Annotated in this window: 20 protein-coding genes; 2 read left to right on the top strand and 18 right to left on the bottom strand. The window is 54.0% G+C overall.

Annotated elements, in window-relative coordinates; genetic code table 11:
- Positions 1-55: 55 nt before the first annotated feature.
- The 7 genes from GYM47_RS08215 to GYM47_RS08185 all read right to left on the bottom strand — a co-directional run bounded on the left by GYM47_RS08215 (position 56) and on the right by GYM47_RS08185 (position 7,520).
- Positions 56-328 carry an HU family DNA-binding protein gene (locus GYM47_RS08215; RefSeq protein WP_009724302.1) on the bottom strand — a complete coding sequence of 91 codons (273 nt, stop codon included), beginning with the start codon at positions 326-328 and terminating at the stop codon, positions 56-58.
- 192 nt (positions 329-520) lie between these two features.
- Positions 521-2,947, bottom strand: coding sequence for an endopeptidase La (lon, locus tag GYM47_RS08210; protein ID WP_153844018.1), 2,427 nt, complete (start codon positions 2,945-2,947; stop codon positions 521-523).
- Between the two features lie 199 nt (positions 2,948-3,146).
- Positions 3,147-4,427 carry an ATP-dependent Clp protease ATP-binding subunit ClpX gene (clpX, locus tag GYM47_RS08205; RefSeq protein ID WP_139528521.1) on the bottom strand — a complete coding sequence of 427 codons (1,281 nt, stop codon included), beginning with the start codon at positions 4,425-4,427 and terminating at the stop codon, positions 3,147-3,149.
- 74 nt (positions 4,428-4,501) lie between these two features.
- Entirely contained in the window at positions 4,502-5,119 is a 618-nt protein-coding gene (gene clpP, locus GYM47_RS08200; RefSeq protein ID WP_139528522.1) for an ATP-dependent Clp endopeptidase proteolytic subunit ClpP, read from the bottom strand.
- Between the two features lie 80 nt (positions 5,120-5,199).
- Positions 5,200-6,534, bottom strand: coding sequence for a trigger factor (tig, locus tag GYM47_RS08195; RefSeq protein WP_153844017.1), 1,335 nt, complete (start codon positions 6,532-6,534; stop codon positions 5,200-5,202).
- Positions 6,535-6,684: 150 nt separating this feature from the next.
- A complete protein-coding gene (locus tag GYM47_RS08190; protein ID WP_153844016.1) occupies positions 6,685-7,056 on the bottom strand; it encodes a hypothetical protein in 372 nt (123 codons plus the stop codon).
- A 2-nt stretch (positions 7,057-7,058) separates the two neighbouring features.
- Positions 7,059-7,520: a flavodoxin gene (locus GYM47_RS08185; protein WP_153844015.1), complete on the bottom strand. Its 462-nt coding sequence runs from the start codon at positions 7,518-7,520 to the stop codon at positions 7,059-7,061.
- 182 nt (positions 7,521-7,702) lie between these two features.
- On the opposite strand from GYM47_RS08185, the gene GYM47_RS08180 reads away from it, so the two are divergent.
- Positions 7,703-7,909, top strand: a complete 207-nt coding sequence (locus tag GYM47_RS08180) for a DUF2788 domain-containing protein (RefSeq protein ID WP_139528526.1) — start codon at positions 7,703-7,705, stop codon at positions 7,907-7,909.
- A 108-nt stretch (positions 7,910-8,017) separates the two neighbouring features.
- Here the strand turns inward: GYM47_RS08180 and GYM47_RS08175 are convergent, their stop codons facing one another.
- The 11 genes from GYM47_RS08175 to GYM47_RS08125 form a co-directional block, all read right to left on the bottom strand.
- Positions 8,018-8,317 (bottom strand): integration host factor subunit alpha, encoded by a 300-nt coding sequence (locus tag GYM47_RS08175; RefSeq protein ID WP_139528527.1) that lies wholly within the window; start codon positions 8,315-8,317, stop codon positions 8,018-8,020.
- A 67-nt stretch (positions 8,318-8,384) separates the two neighbouring features.
- Positions 8,385-10,766 carry a phenylalanine--tRNA ligase subunit beta gene (gene pheT, locus GYM47_RS08170; RefSeq protein ID WP_153844014.1) on the bottom strand — a complete coding sequence of 794 codons (2,382 nt, stop codon included), beginning with the start codon at positions 10,764-10,766 and terminating at the stop codon, positions 8,385-8,387.
- Positions 10,767-10,793: 27 nt separating this feature from the next.
- A complete protein-coding gene (gene pheS, locus GYM47_RS08165) occupies positions 10,794-11,813 on the bottom strand; it encodes a phenylalanine--tRNA ligase subunit alpha (RefSeq protein WP_139528529.1) in 1,020 nt (339 codons plus the stop codon).
- A gap of 156 nt (positions 11,814-11,969) precedes the next feature.
- On the bottom strand, positions 11,970-12,323 hold the full coding sequence (gene rplT, locus GYM47_RS08160) for a 50S ribosomal protein L20 (RefSeq protein ID WP_009097607.1): 354 nt from the start codon (positions 12,321-12,323) through the stop codon (positions 11,970-11,972).
- A 57-nt stretch (positions 12,324-12,380) separates the two neighbouring features.
- The gene (rpmI, locus tag GYM47_RS08155; protein ID WP_009724291.1) at positions 12,381-12,575 is read right to left on the bottom strand and encodes a 50S ribosomal protein L35; all 195 of its coding nucleotides are present in this window, start codon (positions 12,573-12,575) and stop codon (positions 12,381-12,383) included.
- Between the two features lie 81 nt (positions 12,576-12,656).
- Positions 12,657-13,196 carry a translation initiation factor IF-3 gene (gene infC, locus GYM47_RS08150; RefSeq protein WP_139528530.1) on the bottom strand — a complete coding sequence of 180 codons (540 nt, stop codon included), beginning with the start codon at positions 13,194-13,196 and terminating at the stop codon, positions 12,657-12,659.
- A gap of 12 nt (positions 13,197-13,208) precedes the next feature.
- The gene (gene thrS / locus GYM47_RS08145; protein ID WP_153844013.1) at positions 13,209-15,131 is read right to left on the bottom strand and encodes a threonine--tRNA ligase; all 1,923 of its coding nucleotides are present in this window, start codon (positions 15,129-15,131) and stop codon (positions 13,209-13,211) included.
- Between the two features lie 213 nt (positions 15,132-15,344).
- The gene (locus GYM47_RS08140) at positions 15,345-16,214 is read right to left on the bottom strand and encodes an OmpA family protein (RefSeq protein WP_139528532.1); all 870 of its coding nucleotides are present in this window, start codon (positions 16,212-16,214) and stop codon (positions 15,345-15,347) included.
- Between the two features lie 246 nt (positions 16,215-16,460).
- The gene (locus GYM47_RS08135; RefSeq protein ID WP_153844012.1) at positions 16,461-16,928 is read right to left on the bottom strand and encodes a DUF2489 domain-containing protein; all 468 of its coding nucleotides are present in this window, start codon (positions 16,926-16,928) and stop codon (positions 16,461-16,463) included.
- A gap of 109 nt (positions 16,929-17,037) precedes the next feature.
- Entirely contained in the window at positions 17,038-18,090 is a 1,053-nt protein-coding gene (locus GYM47_RS08130; protein WP_139528534.1) for a COX15/CtaA family protein, read from the bottom strand.
- Between the two features lie 544 nt (positions 18,091-18,634).
- Positions 18,635-19,342: an SURF1 family protein gene (locus GYM47_RS08125; RefSeq protein WP_139528535.1), complete on the bottom strand. Its 708-nt coding sequence runs from the start codon at positions 19,340-19,342 to the stop codon at positions 18,635-18,637.
- Here GYM47_RS08125 and GYM47_RS08120 point away from each other — a divergent pair.
- Positions 19,341-19,532: a DUF2909 family protein gene (locus GYM47_RS08120; protein WP_139528549.1), complete on the top strand. Its 192-nt coding sequence runs from the start codon at positions 19,341-19,343 to the stop codon at positions 19,530-19,532. The genes GYM47_RS08125 and GYM47_RS08120 overlap by 2 nt on opposite strands.
- Position 19,533: the final 1 nt, after the last annotated feature.

Here is a 19,533-nt window from a genome sequence, read left to right as displayed (position 1 = left end):
CATGGGCGCATCGCGGATGCGATGCGCCCATTAATTTACAGCCAACGCGACCCAATTAGTTGACGGCGTCTTTCAGCGCTTTACCGGCTTTAAAGCTAGGTACTTTGGCGGCGCTGATTTCGATGGGCTGACCCGTCTGCGGGTTACGGCCAGTACGCGCAGCACGCTCTTTGATCGCAAATGTACCAAAACCGACCAGAGAAACACTCTCGCCTTTTTTGAGGCTATCGGTGACAGACTCCACCATGGCATCCAATGCGCGGGTTGCCGCTGCTTTCGGAATATCTGCAGACGCGGCAATAGCTTCAATCAGCTCGGACTTATTCACACTTCACCCCTTAACTGTTTCAAAAAATGGCTCTGAACGGTACGGTCACCGAGTGCATCAACCTCAAAGCATAGCTGCGTTTTATAGCAATGCCTTGAAACACCTGTCAAGCGACCTGGCCGTGAAATGCCCGCCGCTCAAGGCATTGGGCAAATTTATTAAGTAAAATTAAAGCAGACGTTGCTTTAACGCTTAATGGGTACTTGCAGTAGCATTCGTACTGAACGACGTGTCTGCGCCTGTCAACGTGGCACCTTCGGCAACGTTACCCGTCAACGCGACCGCCAGCACGTCATCTATCCACCGTACGGGACGAATATCAAGTGCATCTTTGATATTTTCCGGTACTTCCTTGAGATCTCGACGATTTTCCTCAGGAATTAGGACGGTCTTTATACCACCCCGCCGAGCCGCCAGCAATTTCTCCTTTAGCCCCCCAATCGGCAGTACTTCGCCGCGCAGATTGACCTCACCCGTCATAGCGACCTCACAACGCACCGGGCGCTGCGTATACGCGGAGACAATGGCTGTCACCATGGCAATACCCGCGCTAGGGCCATCTTTAGGCGTGGCACCCTCGGGCACGTGGATATGCAGGTCTTCGTTCTCGAAACGCTGATGGTCGATCCCGTAACGCTCGGCTCGCGCCTTGACCACCGTCTGGGCAGCACTCACCGACTCCTTCATGACATCCCCTAAAGAGCCGGTTTTATGGATGCGACCTTTACCTGGGGTAACGACCGATTCGATATTGAGCAGCTCGCCACCCACCGAGGTCCAGGCCAAGCCCGTTACACGACCGACCTGATCCTCCTGCTCCGCCAAGCCATAGCTGTAGCGGCGCACACCGGCATAGGTTTCGATCTGCTCGGCCGTCAGTATTTGCTGCGCCTGCAGCTTGCTGCCCGCTTTATCTGTTGATTTACGCTCTGCTTCTAGACGTTCACGCAGTACCTTACGACACACTTTCGCGATCTGGCGCTCGAGTTCACGCACCCCAGCTTCGCGTGTGTAGTAGCGCACGAGCTCCAGCAGAGCATCGTCGCCCAGTGCCAGCTCATGGGTTTCCAGACCGTTCGCTTCAAGCTGCTTAGGCAACAAATAGCGCTTGGCGATAGCAAGTTTTTCATCTTCGGTGTAGCCCGGAAGACGAATGATCTCCATACGATCCAACAGCGGTCCGGGAATGTTCATCGAGTTCGCCGTACAAATGAACAGCGTCTCGGAAAGGTCATAATCCAGCTCGAGGTAATGGTCGCTAAAGCTACCGTTCTGCTCTGGGTCCAGCACTTCTAGCAGTGCCGATGCAGGATCGCCCCGATGATCCATGCCCAGCTTGTCCACCTCATCCAGGAGGAAAAGCGGGTTTTTAACACCGGCTCGACTCATACGTTGCATCAGCTTACCAGGCAGCGATCCAATGTAGGTGCGACGATGACCGCGAATCTCCGACTCATCACGGACGCCACCCAAGGCAAGACGTACGTACTTACGGTTAGTCGCGCGAGCAATGGATTGACCAAGCGACGTTTTACCCACCCCGGGCGGACCAACCAAACAAAGCACTGGGCCTTTCAACTTGCGCACGCGTTTTTGTACGGCAAGATATTCAAGAATGCGTGCCTTGACCTCTTCCAACCCGTAGTGATCCGCATCCAGCACTTCTTGCGCTTTGACCAGATCGTGTTTTACCCGGGTGCGCTTTTTCCAAGGCACGGCAATAAGCCAGTCCAGATATGATCGCACCACGGTTGCTTCGGCAGAGTTGGAAGCCATCATTTTGAGCTTGTTGAGCTCTTGCGTTGCCTTTTCTGATGCCTCTTTGGGCATACCGGACGCTTTGATCGCTTGCTCGTACTTCTCTGCCTCATTGGGCACGTTATCCAGCTCACCCATCTCTTTTTGGATGGCTTTCATCTGCTCGTTGAGATAGTACTCTCGCTGAGTCTTCTCCATCTGCTCTTTGACACGCGAGCGAATGCGCTTCTCGACCTGAAGCAGATCGATTTCTGACTCGATCAACGCCATCAAGTGCTCGATACGATCCCGGACGCGATCCATTTCGAGCAACTCTTGCTTGTCGCCAATTTTCAGTGACAAATGCGCACAAATGGTGTCGACCAGCCGACTCGGGTCCTCGATGCCGGACAGCGAATTCAGCACCTCGTTAGGCACTTTCTTGGAAAGCTTCACGTACTGCTCGAACTGATTGAGCAGTACCCGTACGAGCGCCTCTTGCTCACGGTTAGTGAGTGGTTCGCTTTCCCGTGGCGTCAAATACGCCTGAGTGTAGCCCGCTTCGCTTTCCTCGATATCGATGACATCCGCCCGGAAACTGCCTTCGATCAATACCTTGACGGTACCATCGGGCAGCTTGAGCAGTTGCATGATGTCAGCAACGGTCCCCATCGCATAGAGGTCCGCGTTATCAGGGTCGTCTTGTGAGGCCTCGCGTTGAGCCACCAGCAGTACACGCTTGTCGGCTTCCATCGCGGCTTCCAGCGCCTGTATGGATTTCTCACGACCAACAAAAAGCGGAATAACCATTTGCGGGTAGACGACGACATCCCGCAACGGCAACAGGGGTAGACATTGTGTCTGTTCGGCGTTCTGCTGCATCGCAGACGTTCCTCAAATTCGGATGAGTACTTGATGGGTACTTAGTCAAGTACCACACAGTGGAAAGGGCATGGCAGGACACGCTCACTGCGTGCTGGTCAGCCATTTCAAGTCGCGTATTAACAGCAAGGGGCCGCCTAGGCGACCCCTTGGTTTGGCACAAGCGGTGGAGAGCTAGGCCGTGGCGGGCACCTTATGATTAACCGTCGGTACCATCGACACGAGTCTCTTGCTGCTGCGAGTAAATCAACAGCGGTTCACTTTCGCCAGCGATGACGGAACCATCGATGACGACTTTGCTCACCCCTTCCAAGGATGGAATTTCATACATCGTATCGAGCAGAACCGACTCTAAAATGGAGCGAAGTCCACGTGCGCCGGTTTTTCTCTCCATGGCTTTTGCCGCCACGGCTCTCAGGGCATCGTCTCTGAATTCCAGAGTGACGTCTTCCATTTCGAAGAGTTTGCCATACTGTTTGATCAACGAATTCTTCGGCTCGGTCAAGATTTGCACCAAGGCCTCTTCGGTGAGTTCTGTCAATGTGGCGATCACTGGTAAACGGCCGACGAACTCGGGTATCAAACCGAACTTGACGAGATCTTCAGGCTCGACATCTGCAAGAAGCTCCCCTACACCGCGAGAAGACTCTTTGCTTTTCACGCTGGCATTGAAACCAATGCCACCTTTTTCAGCGCGATCACGAATCACCTTGTCCAGTCCGGCAAACGCACCGCCCACGATAAACAGGATATTGGCCGTGTTTACCTGCACGAACTCCTGCTGGGGATGCTTGCGACCGCCTTGAGGAGGTACGGACGCCGTAGTGCCCTCGATCAGTTTCAACAGCGCCTGCTGCACCCCTTCGCCCGAGACATCACGGGTAATCGAGGGGTTATCTGATTTACGCGAAATCTTATCAATTTCATCGATATAAACAATACCGCGCTCGGCCTTCTCGACATCGTAGTCGCACTTTTGCAGCAGTTTCTGGATGATGTTTTCGACATCTTCACCCACATACCCTGCTTCGGTCAGCGTCGTTGCATCAGCAATGGTAAAAGGTACATTCAGTAGCCGCGCCATGGTCTCGGCCAGCAGCGTCTTACCGCTTCCCGTCGGACCAATCAGGAGGATGTTGGATTTACCTAGCTCCACATCGCCTTCACGCACTTCTGACTTCAGACGTTTGTAGTGGTTATACACCGCTACGGACAGCACCATTTTGGCGCGGTCTTGTCCGATGACGTAGTCGTCCAGCGTATGACGTATTTCGCGGGGCGTAGGTAGACGCTCCTCATCGCTCTCGGCATCGGCTTCGAGAACTTCTTCGCGAATGATGTCATTACACAAGTCGACACACTCATCGCAGATATACACGGACGGGCCAGCAATCAGCTTACGTACTTCGTTTTGATTTTTGCCACAAAACGAGCAGTAGAGCAGTTTGCCACCTTCGTCCTTGCCTTTGCCGTCGGCCATTCGCGTACCTCTGTCACTGCGGCGGCTGACGCCGCCTTAAAAGCTCGTTAGAAAAGCAGAATCCTATCACGCTATCAGGATGTAGGCCGCTTATCCAGCACTGCGTCAATCAAGCCATACTCTTTGGCTTTATTGGCGCTCATGAAATTGTCACGGTCGGTATCTTGGGCCACTTTATCAATGTCTTGGCCAGTATGGTGGGCCAAGATTTGATTCAACTTCTCCCGGATACCAAGAATTTCACGGGTGTGAATCTCGATATCCGATGCTTGCCCCTGGTAACCGCCCAGCGGCTGATGAATCATCACACGTGAGTTCGGTAAGCAGTAACGCTTGCCTGCAGCACCTGCGGTAAGCAGTAGCGCGCCCATGCTGGCGGCTTGACCGATACACACGGTGGAAACGTCCGGCTTGATGAACTGCATGGTGTCATAGATAGACATCCCTGCCGTCACAGAGCCGCCGGGCGAGTTGATATATAAGTGAATGTCTTTGTCGGGATTTTCAGACTCAAGAAACAGTAGTTGCGCCACGACAAGATTGGCCATGTAGTCTTCTACAGGGCCCACCAGGAAAATCACGCGCTCTTTCAGCAGACGCGAATAGATATCGTAGGCTCTTTCCCCTTTGGCGCTCTGCTCAACCACCATGGGCACTAGACCGCCGGCGTTTTGAATATCAAACTCACTCATTCGGGTGATTCCTTGCGTCCGGTAAGGGAAAAGCGCACCCAAGCAGGGTGCGCCACGCGATGAGATCAGGCGCTTGCCTGTTAGCCCTCTTCATTCTCATCTTGCTCAGCCTGTTGCTGAGCAGCAGCCAGCGCTTGCTGGTAAGACATTTCCACGTCTTTGACGTTCGTTTGCTCAAGCAGTTTATCGACCGCCTTCTCTTCAAGAATGGCAGATTTCACTTGGGTTTTCAGCTGCTCGTTACCCATGTAGTACTCCACCACTTCGGTGGGATCTTGGTACTGCTCTGCCAGCTCTTCGACTTTGGCTTTGATTTCAGCGTCGTCAGCATCCAACTCGTGAGCTTTGATCACTTCGGCCAACAGCAGACCGACTTGAACACGTCCTTTAGCTTGCTCCTCGAACAACTCGTTCGGCAGTTGGCTAACATCAAAATCCTCACCCAAACCGAACTGCTGAGCGGCCTGACGCTTCATACCGTCAGTTTCTTGCTGAACTAGCGCGCTGGGAACGGGAATGTCGTTTGCCTTCTTGAGGGCATCCAGCACCTGTTGCTTGACACGGTTATCGACCGCCTGAGAAGCCTCACGCGTCATGTTTTTCTTGATTTCAGCCCGAAATTTGGCTTCATCACCACCTTCGACACCAAAGCGCTCAATGAACGCCGTATCCACTTCCGGCAGCTTTTGAGTACTCACTTTGTGAACGGTGACTTTGAAAGTCGCGTCTTGACCAGCAAGGTGCTCGGCTTGGTAATCTGCCGGGAACGTAACAGAAATAGTTTTCTCTTCGCCCGCTTTCGTACCAATCAGTTGCTCTTCGAAGCCCGGAATAAAGCTGTTGGAACCGATGACCAAGGCATGGCCTTCAGCACTGCCACCCTCGAACGGCTCGTCACCCAAGAAGCCTTGAAAGTCGATGGTAACCTGGTCGCCATCCTCTGCGGCCGTATCGACCTCTTCCCACTCAGCATTTTGCTTGCGAAGCGTATCGATCATTTCATCGACATCGGCCTCGCTGACAGAAACCACCGGACGCTCTACGTCCGTGCCTTCGATAGACGCCAGCTCGACCTGCGGGTAGACCTCCATGGTGGCAACGAACTCAAGATCTTTACCCGCTTGGTTTACCTTCGGTTCAATCTGCGGAAAACCAGCGGGATTGAGACCTTCTTCAGTGATGGCGCGTACGTAGCGCTCACGCATCACTTCGCCCACCACTTCATTGCGCACGCTGTCGCCATAGCGCTGACGCACGACGGCCATGGGCACTCGGCCTTGGCGGAAACCGTTCAAGCGAACGTTTTTCGCGGTGTCTTTCAAGCGAGCGCTGACGGCCTCGTCGATGTCTGCTGCCGGCACTTGAATAGTGATACGGCGTTCGATCTGGGAGGTCGTCTCGACGGAAACTTGCATGAATTGTCCTCTAGCGGATAGGCGTTGTGTTGATTGCGTAAAATGTATTCAAGGGGATCAATTTTAAGAACCCTGACGCATGGTGGCAAGCGCCATGCTCGCAAGATGGGGGCGTGACCATCGATTACAAGGGGTTAGCAGAACAAAAACTCACATTTCCCGTGCTGTCCACCATAACGATACGGCGTGCAGTAAAAGTCCGCACGTTGCCGCATGCGAGATAAATACCTGCCAACTGATCCAGTCGGTAAATATGGCGTGCCAAGCGCCCATCACTATAGCGCCTGCCACCAACATCACGATCAAGCGCTTGATGAGCCCCGGAAGCGTTTGCCTTGCGCTTTGAGACAGCATCTTCCACTGAAAAATAGCTGCTCCAGCCACTAGAACCAGAGCCATCACCAGCAGCGTTTGGCGCGTCTCGTGGCCACCCGCCATATAACGCGGTAGCGCTGCCAGCATCACCACACATAGGCCAATCGCCACACTGACACGCTCAGAGGAATAGGCGGATCGCTGCATGTTCAGGCGACCTTCAGCTGTTGATCGTCGATCCATTCTTCTACCCAAGGCAGCGCCGCATCATCTGCCATAAAGGTTTCCATGGCATCAATTTCAAGGCGCTCTCCTAGGCGGCGAGCGCCGAGATCCTGTAGCAGCTCATCCAGCGCTCTTCCCGCGCCACAAAACGTATCACCGTAAGAGCTATCACCTAATGCGATGAGACCGTAACGTAACTTTGTTAGCGAGGGGCTTTGATCTTTCAAGCTGCGTACAAAGGGTACGAAATTACCGGGAAAATCACCGCTTCCTGTGGTCGAAACGCAAAACAAGCTCAAGTCACTACCCTGGGTAACATCTTCCACCGTTGGCTGCTCTGAAATTTCGACCGTATAACCTGCCTGTTCGAATAGCGGCTTCACCTGTTCAGCCACATCCAATGCACCACCATACATGGTGCCCACTACAATGGTTAACGTCGGCATTGCTCTACTCCTCGACGATGATGTCGTACTGAGTGCCCTTGCGCTTTCAACGTTCGCTCATCAGCGCTTGGCTCGTAAAGTCAGTCGACAAATACCTGATGAATTTGCTCAAATATTACCACGATCAGCAAAAACGACGCACGCCCACGATGGGCTCAATCAATCGTCCAATAGGAGCGCTTATGCAGCAGGCCTTCGAGACATGGATCACGCCCATAATGATTGGCGGCCTGATCATTTTCATGTGCTTTATCATTTGGGACCTGGCCAAAAAGTCGAACGCAGGCAAATTTGGCACGATCATGCTGTTTATCGTACTGGGCGCGGGGATGCTCGGTTACGTCATTAAAGTCGTCATCACTTGGCTCATCGAAGGACGAGGCATTTAGCCACTTACCAAGCTAGTCGCCCGTAGAGCTCGCATCAAAGGGCGAGCTCCAAACACTAAAAGGAGTGCCTAGGCACTCCTTTTGAGTAAGCGAACAGCAAAAAAGAAACTATTGGCTGCTCGAATAGCGCTCCACTTGCTGCTTGAGCTTCTGGCCTGGGCGAAACGTCACCACGCGCCGAGCGGAAATGGGAATTTCCTCACCGGTTTTCGGGTTACGCCCAGGCCGCTCACGCTTATCACGTAGGTCAAAGTTGCCAAAGCCCGACAGTTTTACCTGTTCGTTTTCGCGCAAACAGGCGCGGATTTCTTCAAAGAACGCCTCTACCATCGCTTTTGCTTCTCGCTTTGACAGCGCAAGCTCTGTATGTAAATGCTCAGCCAGCTCTGCTTTGGTCAACGCACCCATAGGGCTCCTCCATGTAGCATACGCATTGCCAAGAACGTGATAAGCGTCGTGTCATGGCATAGCTTAGTTAGCCGCGAAGTTCGGCATCTAATTCGGCTCGCACGTTTGTAATGATCGAGTCGACCAACTGATTGATTTCCTCATCATTTAGCGTGCGTGAAGCGTGCTGCCAGGTCAAGCCCAATGCAATGCTCTTATATCCCTCGGCCACGCCTTTACCAGCATAGACATCAAATAGCTTTATGTCTTTGAGGTAATCACCAGCCTTGGCCTTTGCACAATCCAGCAACGCTTGTACCGGTGTCTCTGCCTTGATCAAGAAGGCCAAATCGCGACGAACTTCCGGATAACGCGAAAGCGGTTCGAAGGCGGGAATCGAACCTTGGCTCAACGCATCCAATCGGACCTCGAACAGCACGGCATCCACTTTGAGCCCTAACGTTGCACGGACCTGGGGATGAAGCGTACCAATCCAGCCAGCAGGTTTCCCTTCATGGAAGAGCTGCGCCGTTTGACCGGGATGCAGCGAAGGATGCACTCCAGGCTCGAAGCGCCAGGCTGCTAGGCCACCCCCCATGGCTAAAAGACTCTCCAGATCCCCCTTCAAATCGTAGAAGTCTACCTGCGCTTTAGCACCATCCCAGCCTTCAGCTTCTCGCCCACCACATACCAGCGCCCCCATCATCGGGACTTGGGTTAGGTGGTCCAGAGAGCCATTGAACACCAACCCCGTCTCAAAAATGCGCACTCGCGTCTGCTGGCGATTCAGGTTGTGCTCCAGTGCTCTAACTAGCCCAGGAAATAGGCTGGCGCGCATCACAGAGAGGTCTGACGAGATCGGATTGGCCAATACCGGCGACACTGCGTCCGGTAACAGCGCTGCCTGTAGATCAGGAGCAACGAAACTGTAAGTGACAGCTTCTTGAAAACCACGCGCAACCATTTGGTGACGCAGTTGCGATGGTGTCAATGTCGATTCATTCGCAGAACGCAGTGCCAATCGAGCAGCTGGACGTCGCACCGGTAGATTGTTGTAGCCATGAATACGCGCCACTTCCTCGATGAGGTCTTCCTCGATGGCAACGTCAAACCGCCAGCTAGGCGCGACCACCGACCAACCCTCCGCATGCTTATCGACATCAAGACCAAGACGCTGGAGTATATCGGTAACATCGTCCGCCGATAGCCGCTTGGAAAGCGCGCTTTCTAGACGGGCTTCACGCAGCGTAATGGCGCGCGGCGCGGGCAAGTGCTCTTCGCTAACGGTTTCCACCACCGGGCCTGCCTGACCGCCACAAATCTCCAACAGAAGCTGTGAAGCACGCTCGACCGCTACGAGAGGAAGCTCAGGGTCGACGCCACGCTCAAAACGGTGCGATGCATCGGTATGCAGGCCGTAAGAGCGCGCCTGTCCGGCAATCGCAAGTGGCGCGAAGAACGCCGACTCTAGAAAAATGGCCTGGGTATTTTCGCTGACCCCAGAGTTTTCGCCCCCCATGATGCCAGCCATGGCCAGAGGGCCGCGCTCATCGGCAATGACGAGCGTTTCTGGGCGTAGGGTGACTTCTTGGCCATCCAACAGCGTCAAGCGCTCTGCGTCTTTGGCCAAACGCACGGTAATACTGCCCTGCAAATGATCGCGATCGAATGCGTGCAACGGCTGGCCAAGCTCCAGCATGACGTAGTTGGTGATATCCACCACAGGGTCGATGGAGCGTACACCGCTGCGACGCAGTCGCTCTACCATCCATAGCGGCGTTTCTGCATTCGTAGCCACGCCTTCGATCACACGCCCTACATAGCGCGGACACTGTTCAGGAGCCTCGACCTTCACAGGAAACGTTGTATCGATCGTTGGCGCCACAGCCGCAATGCTTGGGCCGCTCACCGGCAAGCGGTTGAGCACTCCCACTTCCCTGGCTAGCCCTTTGATACTCAGGCAGTCGCCCCGATTTGGCGTCAAATCCACCTCGATCGTCATATCATCGAGCTGCATGTAGTCACGAAAGCTTGTGCCTACCGGCGCCGACGCTGGCAATACCAGGATACCCGGAGAAGTCTCCTCCTCAAGCCCCAGCTCGGACGCCGAACAGATCATGCCACGAGACTCAACGCCTCGCAGTTTGGCTTTTTTGATCTTGAAGTCTCCCGGCAGCACGCCTCCTACCTGAGCGAAGGGAATTTTCTGACCTACATCGACATTCGGCGCTCCACAAACGACCTGCACCGGTGCTGCCGACCCATCATTCACCGTACAAACATTGAGCTTATCGGCGTCGGGGTGCTTCTCTTTGGTGAGTACTTCCGCCACAACAACGCCGCTAAATGAAGCGGCCACTGGCTCAACGGCATCCACTTCAAGGCCCGCCATGGTGATCTGGTCGGCGATGGCCTGTGTATCCAGCTGCGGAGTTACCCAATCACGCAACCACTGTTCTGAAAATTTCATGTTGATTCCCGTCGCTGGCAGCAGTCTTTAGGTGAATTGACGAAGGAAGCGCAGATCGTTTTCGAAAAACAAGCGCAAATCATTGACGCCATAGCGCAGCATGGCCAAACGCTCGGCACCCATCCCAAAGGCAAAGCCCGTATAGCGCTCGGCGTCGATACCAGAGTGTCTGAACACCTCCGGATGCACCATGCCGCACCCCATCACCTCTAACCAGCCACTATGGGAGCAAACGCGACAACCGTTACCACTACACATCACGCACTGAATATCCACCTCGGCAGAGGGCTCAGTGAATGGAAAGTATGAGGGCCGGAAACGAACCGAAAGGTCGTCGCGCTCGAAGAATGCTTGCAAGAAGTCTTCGATCGTTCCTTTCAAGTCAGCGAAACTGATGCCCTCATCTACCAACAGCCCTTCGACTTGGTGAAACATGGGCGTATGCGTCAAATCCGAATCGCTACGATACACGCGACCTGGACACACGATGCGAATAGGCGGCTCACTGCTCTTCATCGTACGAACCTGTACGGGAGACGTGTGGGTGCGTAGCAAACGCGTCGCGTCGAAATAGAAGGTATCCGCCATCCCCCTAGCCGGGTGGTGAGCCGGAATATTGAGCGCTTCGAAATTGTGGTAGTCGTCTTCGATCTCTGGCCCCACGGCCACATCAAAACCAATGCGAGTGAATAACCCCTCGATACGCTCCAACGTACGCGTTACTGGGTGCAGTCCACCGCTCTCCTGCCCTCTCCCAGGCAACGTGACGTCGATGCGCTCAGCCGCTAGGCGAGCATTGAGTGCCTCGCTCTCCAGCTGCTCACGCTTAGCGTCAATGTCACTCGACAACGCTTGCTTGGCTTGGTTGATTTGCTCGCCAGCCGCAGGGCGCTCTTCTGGTGACAGCTTGCCCAAGCCTTTTAGTAAGGCGGTGACTTCGCCTTTTTTACCTAAGTAACGTACGCGCAACTCATCTAGCGCTGAGACGCTCTGCGCAGCTTGAATAGCATCGCGGGCCTCTGACACCAGAGTAGGAAGGTGATCCATCCAATTTACTCCGAATTAAGCGGTCCCATCCCCGAGGATGGCTGGCATGTTGAAGGTGACAAAAAACAGGGGAAGAGCGGCTGCTCTTCCCCTGCATGGGTCACACTGAAATGACCTTGGGCATTTCACACGGGCATTAAACCAGTGCAAATAGCCTTATTGGGCAGCCTTGGCTTTTTCCACGATAGCAGCAAAAGCTGCTTTTTCGTGTACTGCCAGGTCGGCCAATACTTTACGGTCGATTTCAATACCGGCTTTCTTCAGACCGCCAACAAAGCGGCTGTAAGACATGCCGTTGATGCGCGCACCAGCGTTGATACGCTGAATCCACAGCGCGCGGAATTGGCGCTTGCGGTTGCGGCGGTCACGGTACGCATACTGGCCGGCTTTGATAACAGCCTGTTTGGCTACACGGAAAACACGCGAACGTGCACCATAGTAACCTTTGGCCTGCTTCAGAACTTTTTTATGGCGACGACGGGCAACTACGCCACGCTTAACACGGGTCATAACACACTCCTGACTTTATGACTGAGGCTAGAGGCACTCAGATAAGAAAACTCGACCTTACAGGTTCGGCAGCATGCGCTGAATCAACGCTTTGTCGGAAGCATGAATCTGCTTCATGCCACGCAGCTGACGCTTACGCTTGGTCGACTTCTTGGTCAAGATGTGGCTACGGAAAGACTGTTTGTGTTTGAAGCCATTCGCAGTCTTTTTGAAGCGCTTGGCAGCGCCGCTGTTGCTTTTGATTTTCGGCATGAGAAAACTCCGCTCGATATTTTTTAGAAAACCCAGGGCCGACTAGCGCCTAAGCGCTAGCCCGTTGACTTCGCCGTTGGATCACTTCTTTTTCGGGGCAAGGATCATGATCATTTGGCGGCCTTCCATTTTCGGGAAAGACTCCACCGCTCCGATCTCTTCCAGGTCTGACGCAATCCGTTCCATCAGCTTACGACCGATGTCTTGGTGCGCCATTTCACGACCGCGGAAGCGCAATGTGACCTTACCCTTGTCACCACCTTCCAAGAAACGGGTCAGGTTTTTGAGCTTCACCTGATAATCGCCTTCGTCGGTGCCAGGACGGAATTTGACTTCCTTGACCTGGATTTGCTTTTGCTTCTTCTTTTGAGCCGCTTTTTGCTTTTTGGTCTCAAAAACGAATTTGCCATAATCCATGATCTTGCAAACGATCGGATCGGCATTCGAAATTTGCACGAGATCTAAACCGGCAGCTTCCGCACGTTCAAGAGCCTCAGTGGTGGGCACAACGCCCAACTGCTCGCCTTCGGCATCGATTAAACGTACTTCTTCTTCGGTAATTCGCTCGTTCATTGGTGGGCGTTTATCTTGTGGACGCCCGCGCTGGTTGCTTCGCTTGATTGCTCTGTCTCCTTAGGCAATTGACGATGTCGCCAGGGCTGCTCGCTCGGCATTGATACGTTCGATGAAGTCATCGACGGTCAAAGTTCCGAGGTTTTCGCCGCTGCGAGTTCGCACGGCCACTGAGTCAGCTTCGACTTCCTTATCTCCGACCACAAGGAGATAGGGAATTTTCTGTAACGTATGCTCACGGATTTTAAAGCCGATCTTCTCGTTCCTCAAGTCTGCTTTGACGCGAAGACCGCTTTTTTGCAAGCGTTTCTCCAATTTCAGCGCATATTCGCGCTGTGAATCGGTAATATTCATGATGACCACTTGCTCTGGTGCCAACCATAATGGCATAGCACCTGCATAATGTTCAATCAGGATGCCGATGAAGCGCTCCATGGAGCCGACGATCGCCCGGTGAAGCATGACCGGCGCCTTGCGCTCGCCCTCTTCGGTTACATATTGTGCACCAAGGCGCTCGGGCATCATGAAGTCCACCTGCATGGTGCCGACCTGCCATTCGCGACCCAAGCAATCCTTCATGTGATACTCAATCTTCGGGCCATAGAACGCGCCTTCGCCGGGAAGTTCCTGCCAATCAACGCCGCAGGCTTTTAGCGCACCGCGAAGGGCGTCTTCAGCGCGATCCCACACTTCGTCACTACCAATACGCTTTTCCGGACGCAGCGCGATTTTGATTGCGATATCTTCAAAACCGAAGTCTTGATACACCTTTAGTGCTTGGCGATGAAAGCTCGTTACTTCCGGCTCGACCTGCTCTGCGGTACAGAAGACATGGCCGTCGTCTTGAGTAAAAGCACGTACGCGCATGATGCCGTGCAAGGCGCCTGAAGGCTCGTTACGATGGCAGCCACCAAACTCACCAAAGCGAACTGGTAGCTCACGGTAGCTACGCAGTCCTGAGTTGAATACCTGCACGTGCCCCGGGCAGTTCATCGGCTTGAGCGCGTATTCGCGCTTTTCCGACTCGGTAAAGAACATGCCATCGGCATAGTTGTCCCAGTGGCCTGACTTTTTCCACAGCGACACATCCATCACTTGCGGACAGCGAATCTCTTGATAGCCACCCTCTTTGTAAACGCCGCGCATGTACTGCTCGACCTGCTGCCAAAGCGCCCAGCCCTTGGGATGCCAGAACACCATCCCAGGCGCCTCTTCCTGCATGTGGAAAAGATCGAGCCGCCGCGCCAGCTTGCGGTGATCGCGTTTTTCGGCCTCTTCCAGGCGTTTAAGGTACGCCTTTAACTGTTTTTTATCCCCCCACGCAGTCCCATAGATACGCGTCAGCATGGGGTTGGAGGAGTCACCGCGCCAGTACGCACCGGCCAACTTGGTCAATTTGAAGGCCTTCAAATGACGCGTGTTGGGCACGTGCGGTCCACGACACATGTCCGTGTACTCTTCATGATGGTACAGCCGAATCGCCGCGCCTTCAGGGATGTCGCGAATGATCTCCTGCTTGTAAGTCTCATTACGTTTTTCGAACGTAGTCATCGCTTGATCGCGATCGACGTACTCACGAATGACGTCATATTCATGGTCGATCAGCGCCTGCATCCGCTTCTCGATAGCGTCCATATCATCAGGCGTTATCGATTTACCAAAATCGACGTCGTAGTAAAAGCCATCATCAATGACCGGACCAATGGCCATTTTGGCGTCGGGATAAAGCTGCTTAACCGCGTGCCCAATCAAGTGAGCACAGGAGTGGCGGATAATCTCTAGACCTTCTTCATCCCGGGCAGTAATGATAGAAACATCGGCATCCTGCTCGATGATATCGGCAGCATCTACCAGCACACCATCTATTTTGCCCGCCACACAGGCCTTGGCCAAACCAGGGCCAATGGACTCTGCCAGTTGCATGATAGAGAGGGGCGCTTCGAACGTTCTTTGGCTGCCGTCAGGCAGTGTCACTATGGGCATTCAGGTATTCCTTGAGCGCAGTGGTGATCCATACCAGGGATCACATTTCGCTATCAATGGGTTAGGGTCTTCATGGGGCTTTTAGGGCCGCCAAGCCTATCAGACTTTGTGACGCCGTAAAATAAAACGGGAGGCATACGCCTCCCGTTCTGTGTCAAAGGGTGTCATCGACGCTCAGGTCGAGGCAGCCTTTTCACGATACTGTCGTGTGGATTAGTTCCACTCGTCCAGTTCTACACGGCGGTTCTGGAAACGACCCTCTTCGGTATCGTTGGTTGCCACGGGACGCTCTTCACCGTAGCCTACAGCACGCATACGGTTAGCTTCCACGCCGCGCTGGTTCAGATAGGTTGCAACGGACTCAGCACGACGCTGAGACAGGTCCTTGTTGTACTGGTCAGAACCACGAGAGTCGGTGTGGCCTTCGATGCTCACACGAACGTCTGGGTTGTTGACCAGACGCTCAGCTACGCCGTTCAGGACGTTCTGTGCATTTGCAGTCAACTGAGCGGAATCAAACTCAAAGTTAACTTCGCGAAGTACCACGCTATCCGGGCAACCCAGCGCGTTGACTTCTACACCCGCCGGAGTATCCGGGCACTGGTCGCGATAGTCCGGAACGCCGTCGTTATCAGAATCCAGCGGGCAGCCGTTGGCATTGACTGCTACACCAGCCGGGGTGCCCGGGCACTGGTCGCGGTAATCAGGCACGCCGTCACCGTCGGAATCCAGCGGGCAGCCTTCGGCATCAACGGCAACACCCGCAGGCACTTCGCCGTAGCTCGGGCACTGAGGTGCTACCGGCTCAGGTGTACGATCTGCACACAGCAGACCACCGATAGCTGCACCTGCCGCTGCACCGGTTGCGGCACCCGCATCTTCATCTGAGCTGCTGCTGGTGGCATAGCCAATGCTACCGCCGATGATGCTGCCCGCCAAACCACAAACCGCGGGGTGCTGGTACCAGCTTTGGCCGCTGTTGGCGCCTGCTTGGCCAGAAGACTGAGAGGCTGAGCTAGCGCAACCTGACAGGCCGACGACTAAAGCAGAACCGATTAGCAAGCCAGTCGTTGATTTTTTCATGCAAGACTCCTTCTTGATCCAATGCTGACATGGTCTAGAGACCAAATCTATCCAATGCTTCTTATGGCGAGAGCATCCATTTTTCGCTGTTCTGATCCAGGACGGGGTTCCCCTGCCCGTGAAACTGAACGTGGTGCCTATCATTAACGTTTCAGCGTTAGAAGGCAACAATGCCGAGATATCAACTTCTTGCCAATACCGACCTTACCAGCATAGCAAAGCTCACATCGATGGCATTAAAAATTTTTAATGAAGAGCGGAAGGGCCTTTAGCGCGCCATTTAATTACCTCTGCGGCGGCTGCGAGCACCGCAGGGCGCATCTCATCTTCCACAGCTAGCCTTTCCTTGTCCTCTTGCATTCTTTCCCGTGGGGTCAACTGTTTGCGCGCAGAGTGCGTCTTAAGATGACGCGTACGGTTATAAACCTCGGCGAACGCCTGAAACTCAGGTCGTTCAGAAAGACTTGGATCGACGATTTCAAGCAGCACTTTACAGCGCCAGGAACCCTCGGTGATGTCGACTTGCTCTTGGACGAGAGCGCTCACCACGTAGTCCAGATTTTCTAGGCTGTTTTGCTGAGCACGCCGCTCTTCTTCCAGTCTAAACGCTTCACGGCGCTTCACTTCGCTTCGCAATTTATGGGCGTAGACGACCAACCCGGCGATGATTAGCACAGCGACAACGAACAGTAAAAGTGCAACCGTTGAACTCATAAAGCCCCTGAAACGTATAAAATAGCTTAACGAGAATTGTACACCCAATTAGCATCAGTAGACCAACCCAATTCGTCGTTTGCACGCCGTCGTAAGGGCAGTGTCGCGGTTAGCTAAAACGTGAATGCAGCTTGTCCGCCTGGGACAAAGAAGACGCCACCACTTGAACACCGGTACGATATCGCCAACACCACCAAGCCCACCCAAGGCTCAAGGCAAGTCCTACGGCGCCAGCGGTGTGTAGTAAGGCCAGCCATAAAGGCAGCCACAACAAGACATTCGCAATCCCCAGCCCTACCTGGAGGCCATAAGCGATGAGCACACCCACCAAGGCATTACTCACCGGCTGTAGGCCCCGATAACGCCACCAAAGCAGTAACAATAGCCCTCCTAATAAAAGAGCGCCCAATCGATGAACCATATGGATCGCCGTGCGCGCATCGGCATGGAGCTGCCCGTGCAAGTAACTAGGCCCCACCGTTTGCGTTAGATGAAACCCTTCACTGAGGTCCATGGCTGGCCACCACTGCGTGTTGCAGGTCGGAAACCCTTGGCAAGCAATACCCGCATAGTTACTAGTGACCCAGCCTCCCAGCGCCAGCTGAAGCACCAGCGCGGCTCCCGCTACGTACCAGAGAAGATTGCCAGCCCTGGCTGCACCACCTTTGTTGCGCCACGCCCTGCGCAACCGAAGATGCAGCCAGAAAAACAGCATCAAAACACTCAATCCTCCGAGCAAATGCAGCGTGACAACCTGTGGCCACAACTTAAGAGTAACGGTAAACGCACCAAACGCGCCCTGAACGAGAATAACGATCAGTAACGCCAAGCTAAGTCGCCATGGATATTCTGGACGTTTGCGCAGTGACCACCCCATTGCCACGATGGTGAGCACAATCAAGCCCAATAAACTGGCTACATAGCGGTGAGCCATCTCTACCCAGGCTTTGAAGGGCTCTAAAGGAGCATCAGGATGTCGAAGCGCCGCATGATCACTATCGGGAACAATGAGTTTGCCATAACAACCAGGCCAGTCAGGGCAGCCTAATCCTGCGTCGACCAAACGGGTCCACGCACCTACCAATATCACACAGGTAGTCAGTAACGTACCTGCTAACGTCAACCTTACAAGCCAGTCAAGGCGCTGTGAGTAGCTATGCATCGAGCTTCCTTACGGCTAAAACTAGCCGAGCAAAGGCTATATTGGATTGACTTTAAACAGGTGACGTATGTCATCCAGGATGTCGGCCGTAGCCGTTTCGTCACTAAAAGAGAGCGCTGGCCTGCCCATCGGATCGAACAACCACATGCGGTTTTCACCCCCCCAAGAAGGAGAATGTTGCCATTTTGTCACCACCTCGCCTGGCAGTGCAGTGGTCTCCCCACCAATCCTCAACCGCTGCAGTCGCGGCGCCTCACGCCCTAAGGCACGGTGTAGGCGCCAAAGTGCGTCCTGCTTTTCTTCGCATTGGCTACTGCAGTCAAATACCAGGGTCCACCGTTCTGAAGAGGGGGCACTCACCGCCAGCGGCCACTGTCGCAATGGGGGAACATCTAGGATGACTTGTCCATGAGCCGTATGCGCCTGCGGAATACCGACTTGCCACGTTAACATCCCCCAGGCAGTGACGATCGGCGCAGCAAAGATCACGAACAAACATAGCAGCTTGATTCTGGGATAACGTACTGGACGGTGAGACTGCATATTAACGTCCTCTTTCATAATGCTCGCGACGATCAGCCGCTAGGCGATGTCCGCCAAACAGCATGATGACGAAAGCCGTCAATGCCAAGGCCCACCACTGAACAGCATAGCCAACATGACGGCTTGCTGGCATAACGCTTGCCTCCCACCATGGCGTTAACACACCGTCCCCTTGCTCTGCATGCAGCCAGCCATGATGGCTGAATTCGCCCAAAGCCCCTTCCCAAGGCGCGAGACTTAGCTGCTGAAGGCGTACGCCCTCCTGGTTAGCCCCATAAAGGGGGCCTTGTGCTTGCGCTTTCTGCCACTCGCCCGACACGTCGATGACGCCTTCGGGAGTCGACACATGAGGCGCGTCTCTACTAAACCCCGTCTCCAAAAAACCGCGTTGAACCAACCACAGTTGACCATTCATGTCTCTCAGCGGCGTCAGCACCGCCACGCCTAAGCGTCCAGAGGCCATACGATTATCCAGATAGAGCGTGTGTTGCGGCAGATACCTGCCTCGAAGATATACTTGCGCCCCGTCTGATGGTGTATCGACGGGCTCGATCATTGACGGAGCCGCGGCCCTGCTGGCCAGTAAATCGCGCTTGTCATCGGCCCGCTCCCACTGCCATAGTCCCAACAGAATGCCAAGCGTCACCACGACAGACCAAAACAAATACCAGGCATAGAATCTCACTGGATAACGAGAGGGCTTGATCATGTTTTTAAAACTACTCATTGCCGTCGTGTTTATTGGAATCGTCGCCAGTCTTGCCGCAGGAGCAGGCTTTTTGCTACGAGATGACAGCACCTCAAGGCGTCTACTCATATCGTTAAAATGGCGTATCGCTCTCACCTGCCTACTCATCGCGCTGCTACTTATTGGCTTTTTATCTGGCGAGCTTGGGTAAC

Origin of the sequence: Vreelandella piezotolerans (assembly GCF_012427705.1) — a bacterium.
Lineage (GTDB): Bacteria > Pseudomonadota > Gammaproteobacteria > Pseudomonadales > Halomonadaceae > Vreelandella > Vreelandella piezotolerans.
The sequence above is the reverse complement of the archived record's forward strand: the minus strand, read 5'-3'. Positions and strand labels throughout refer to the sequence as shown.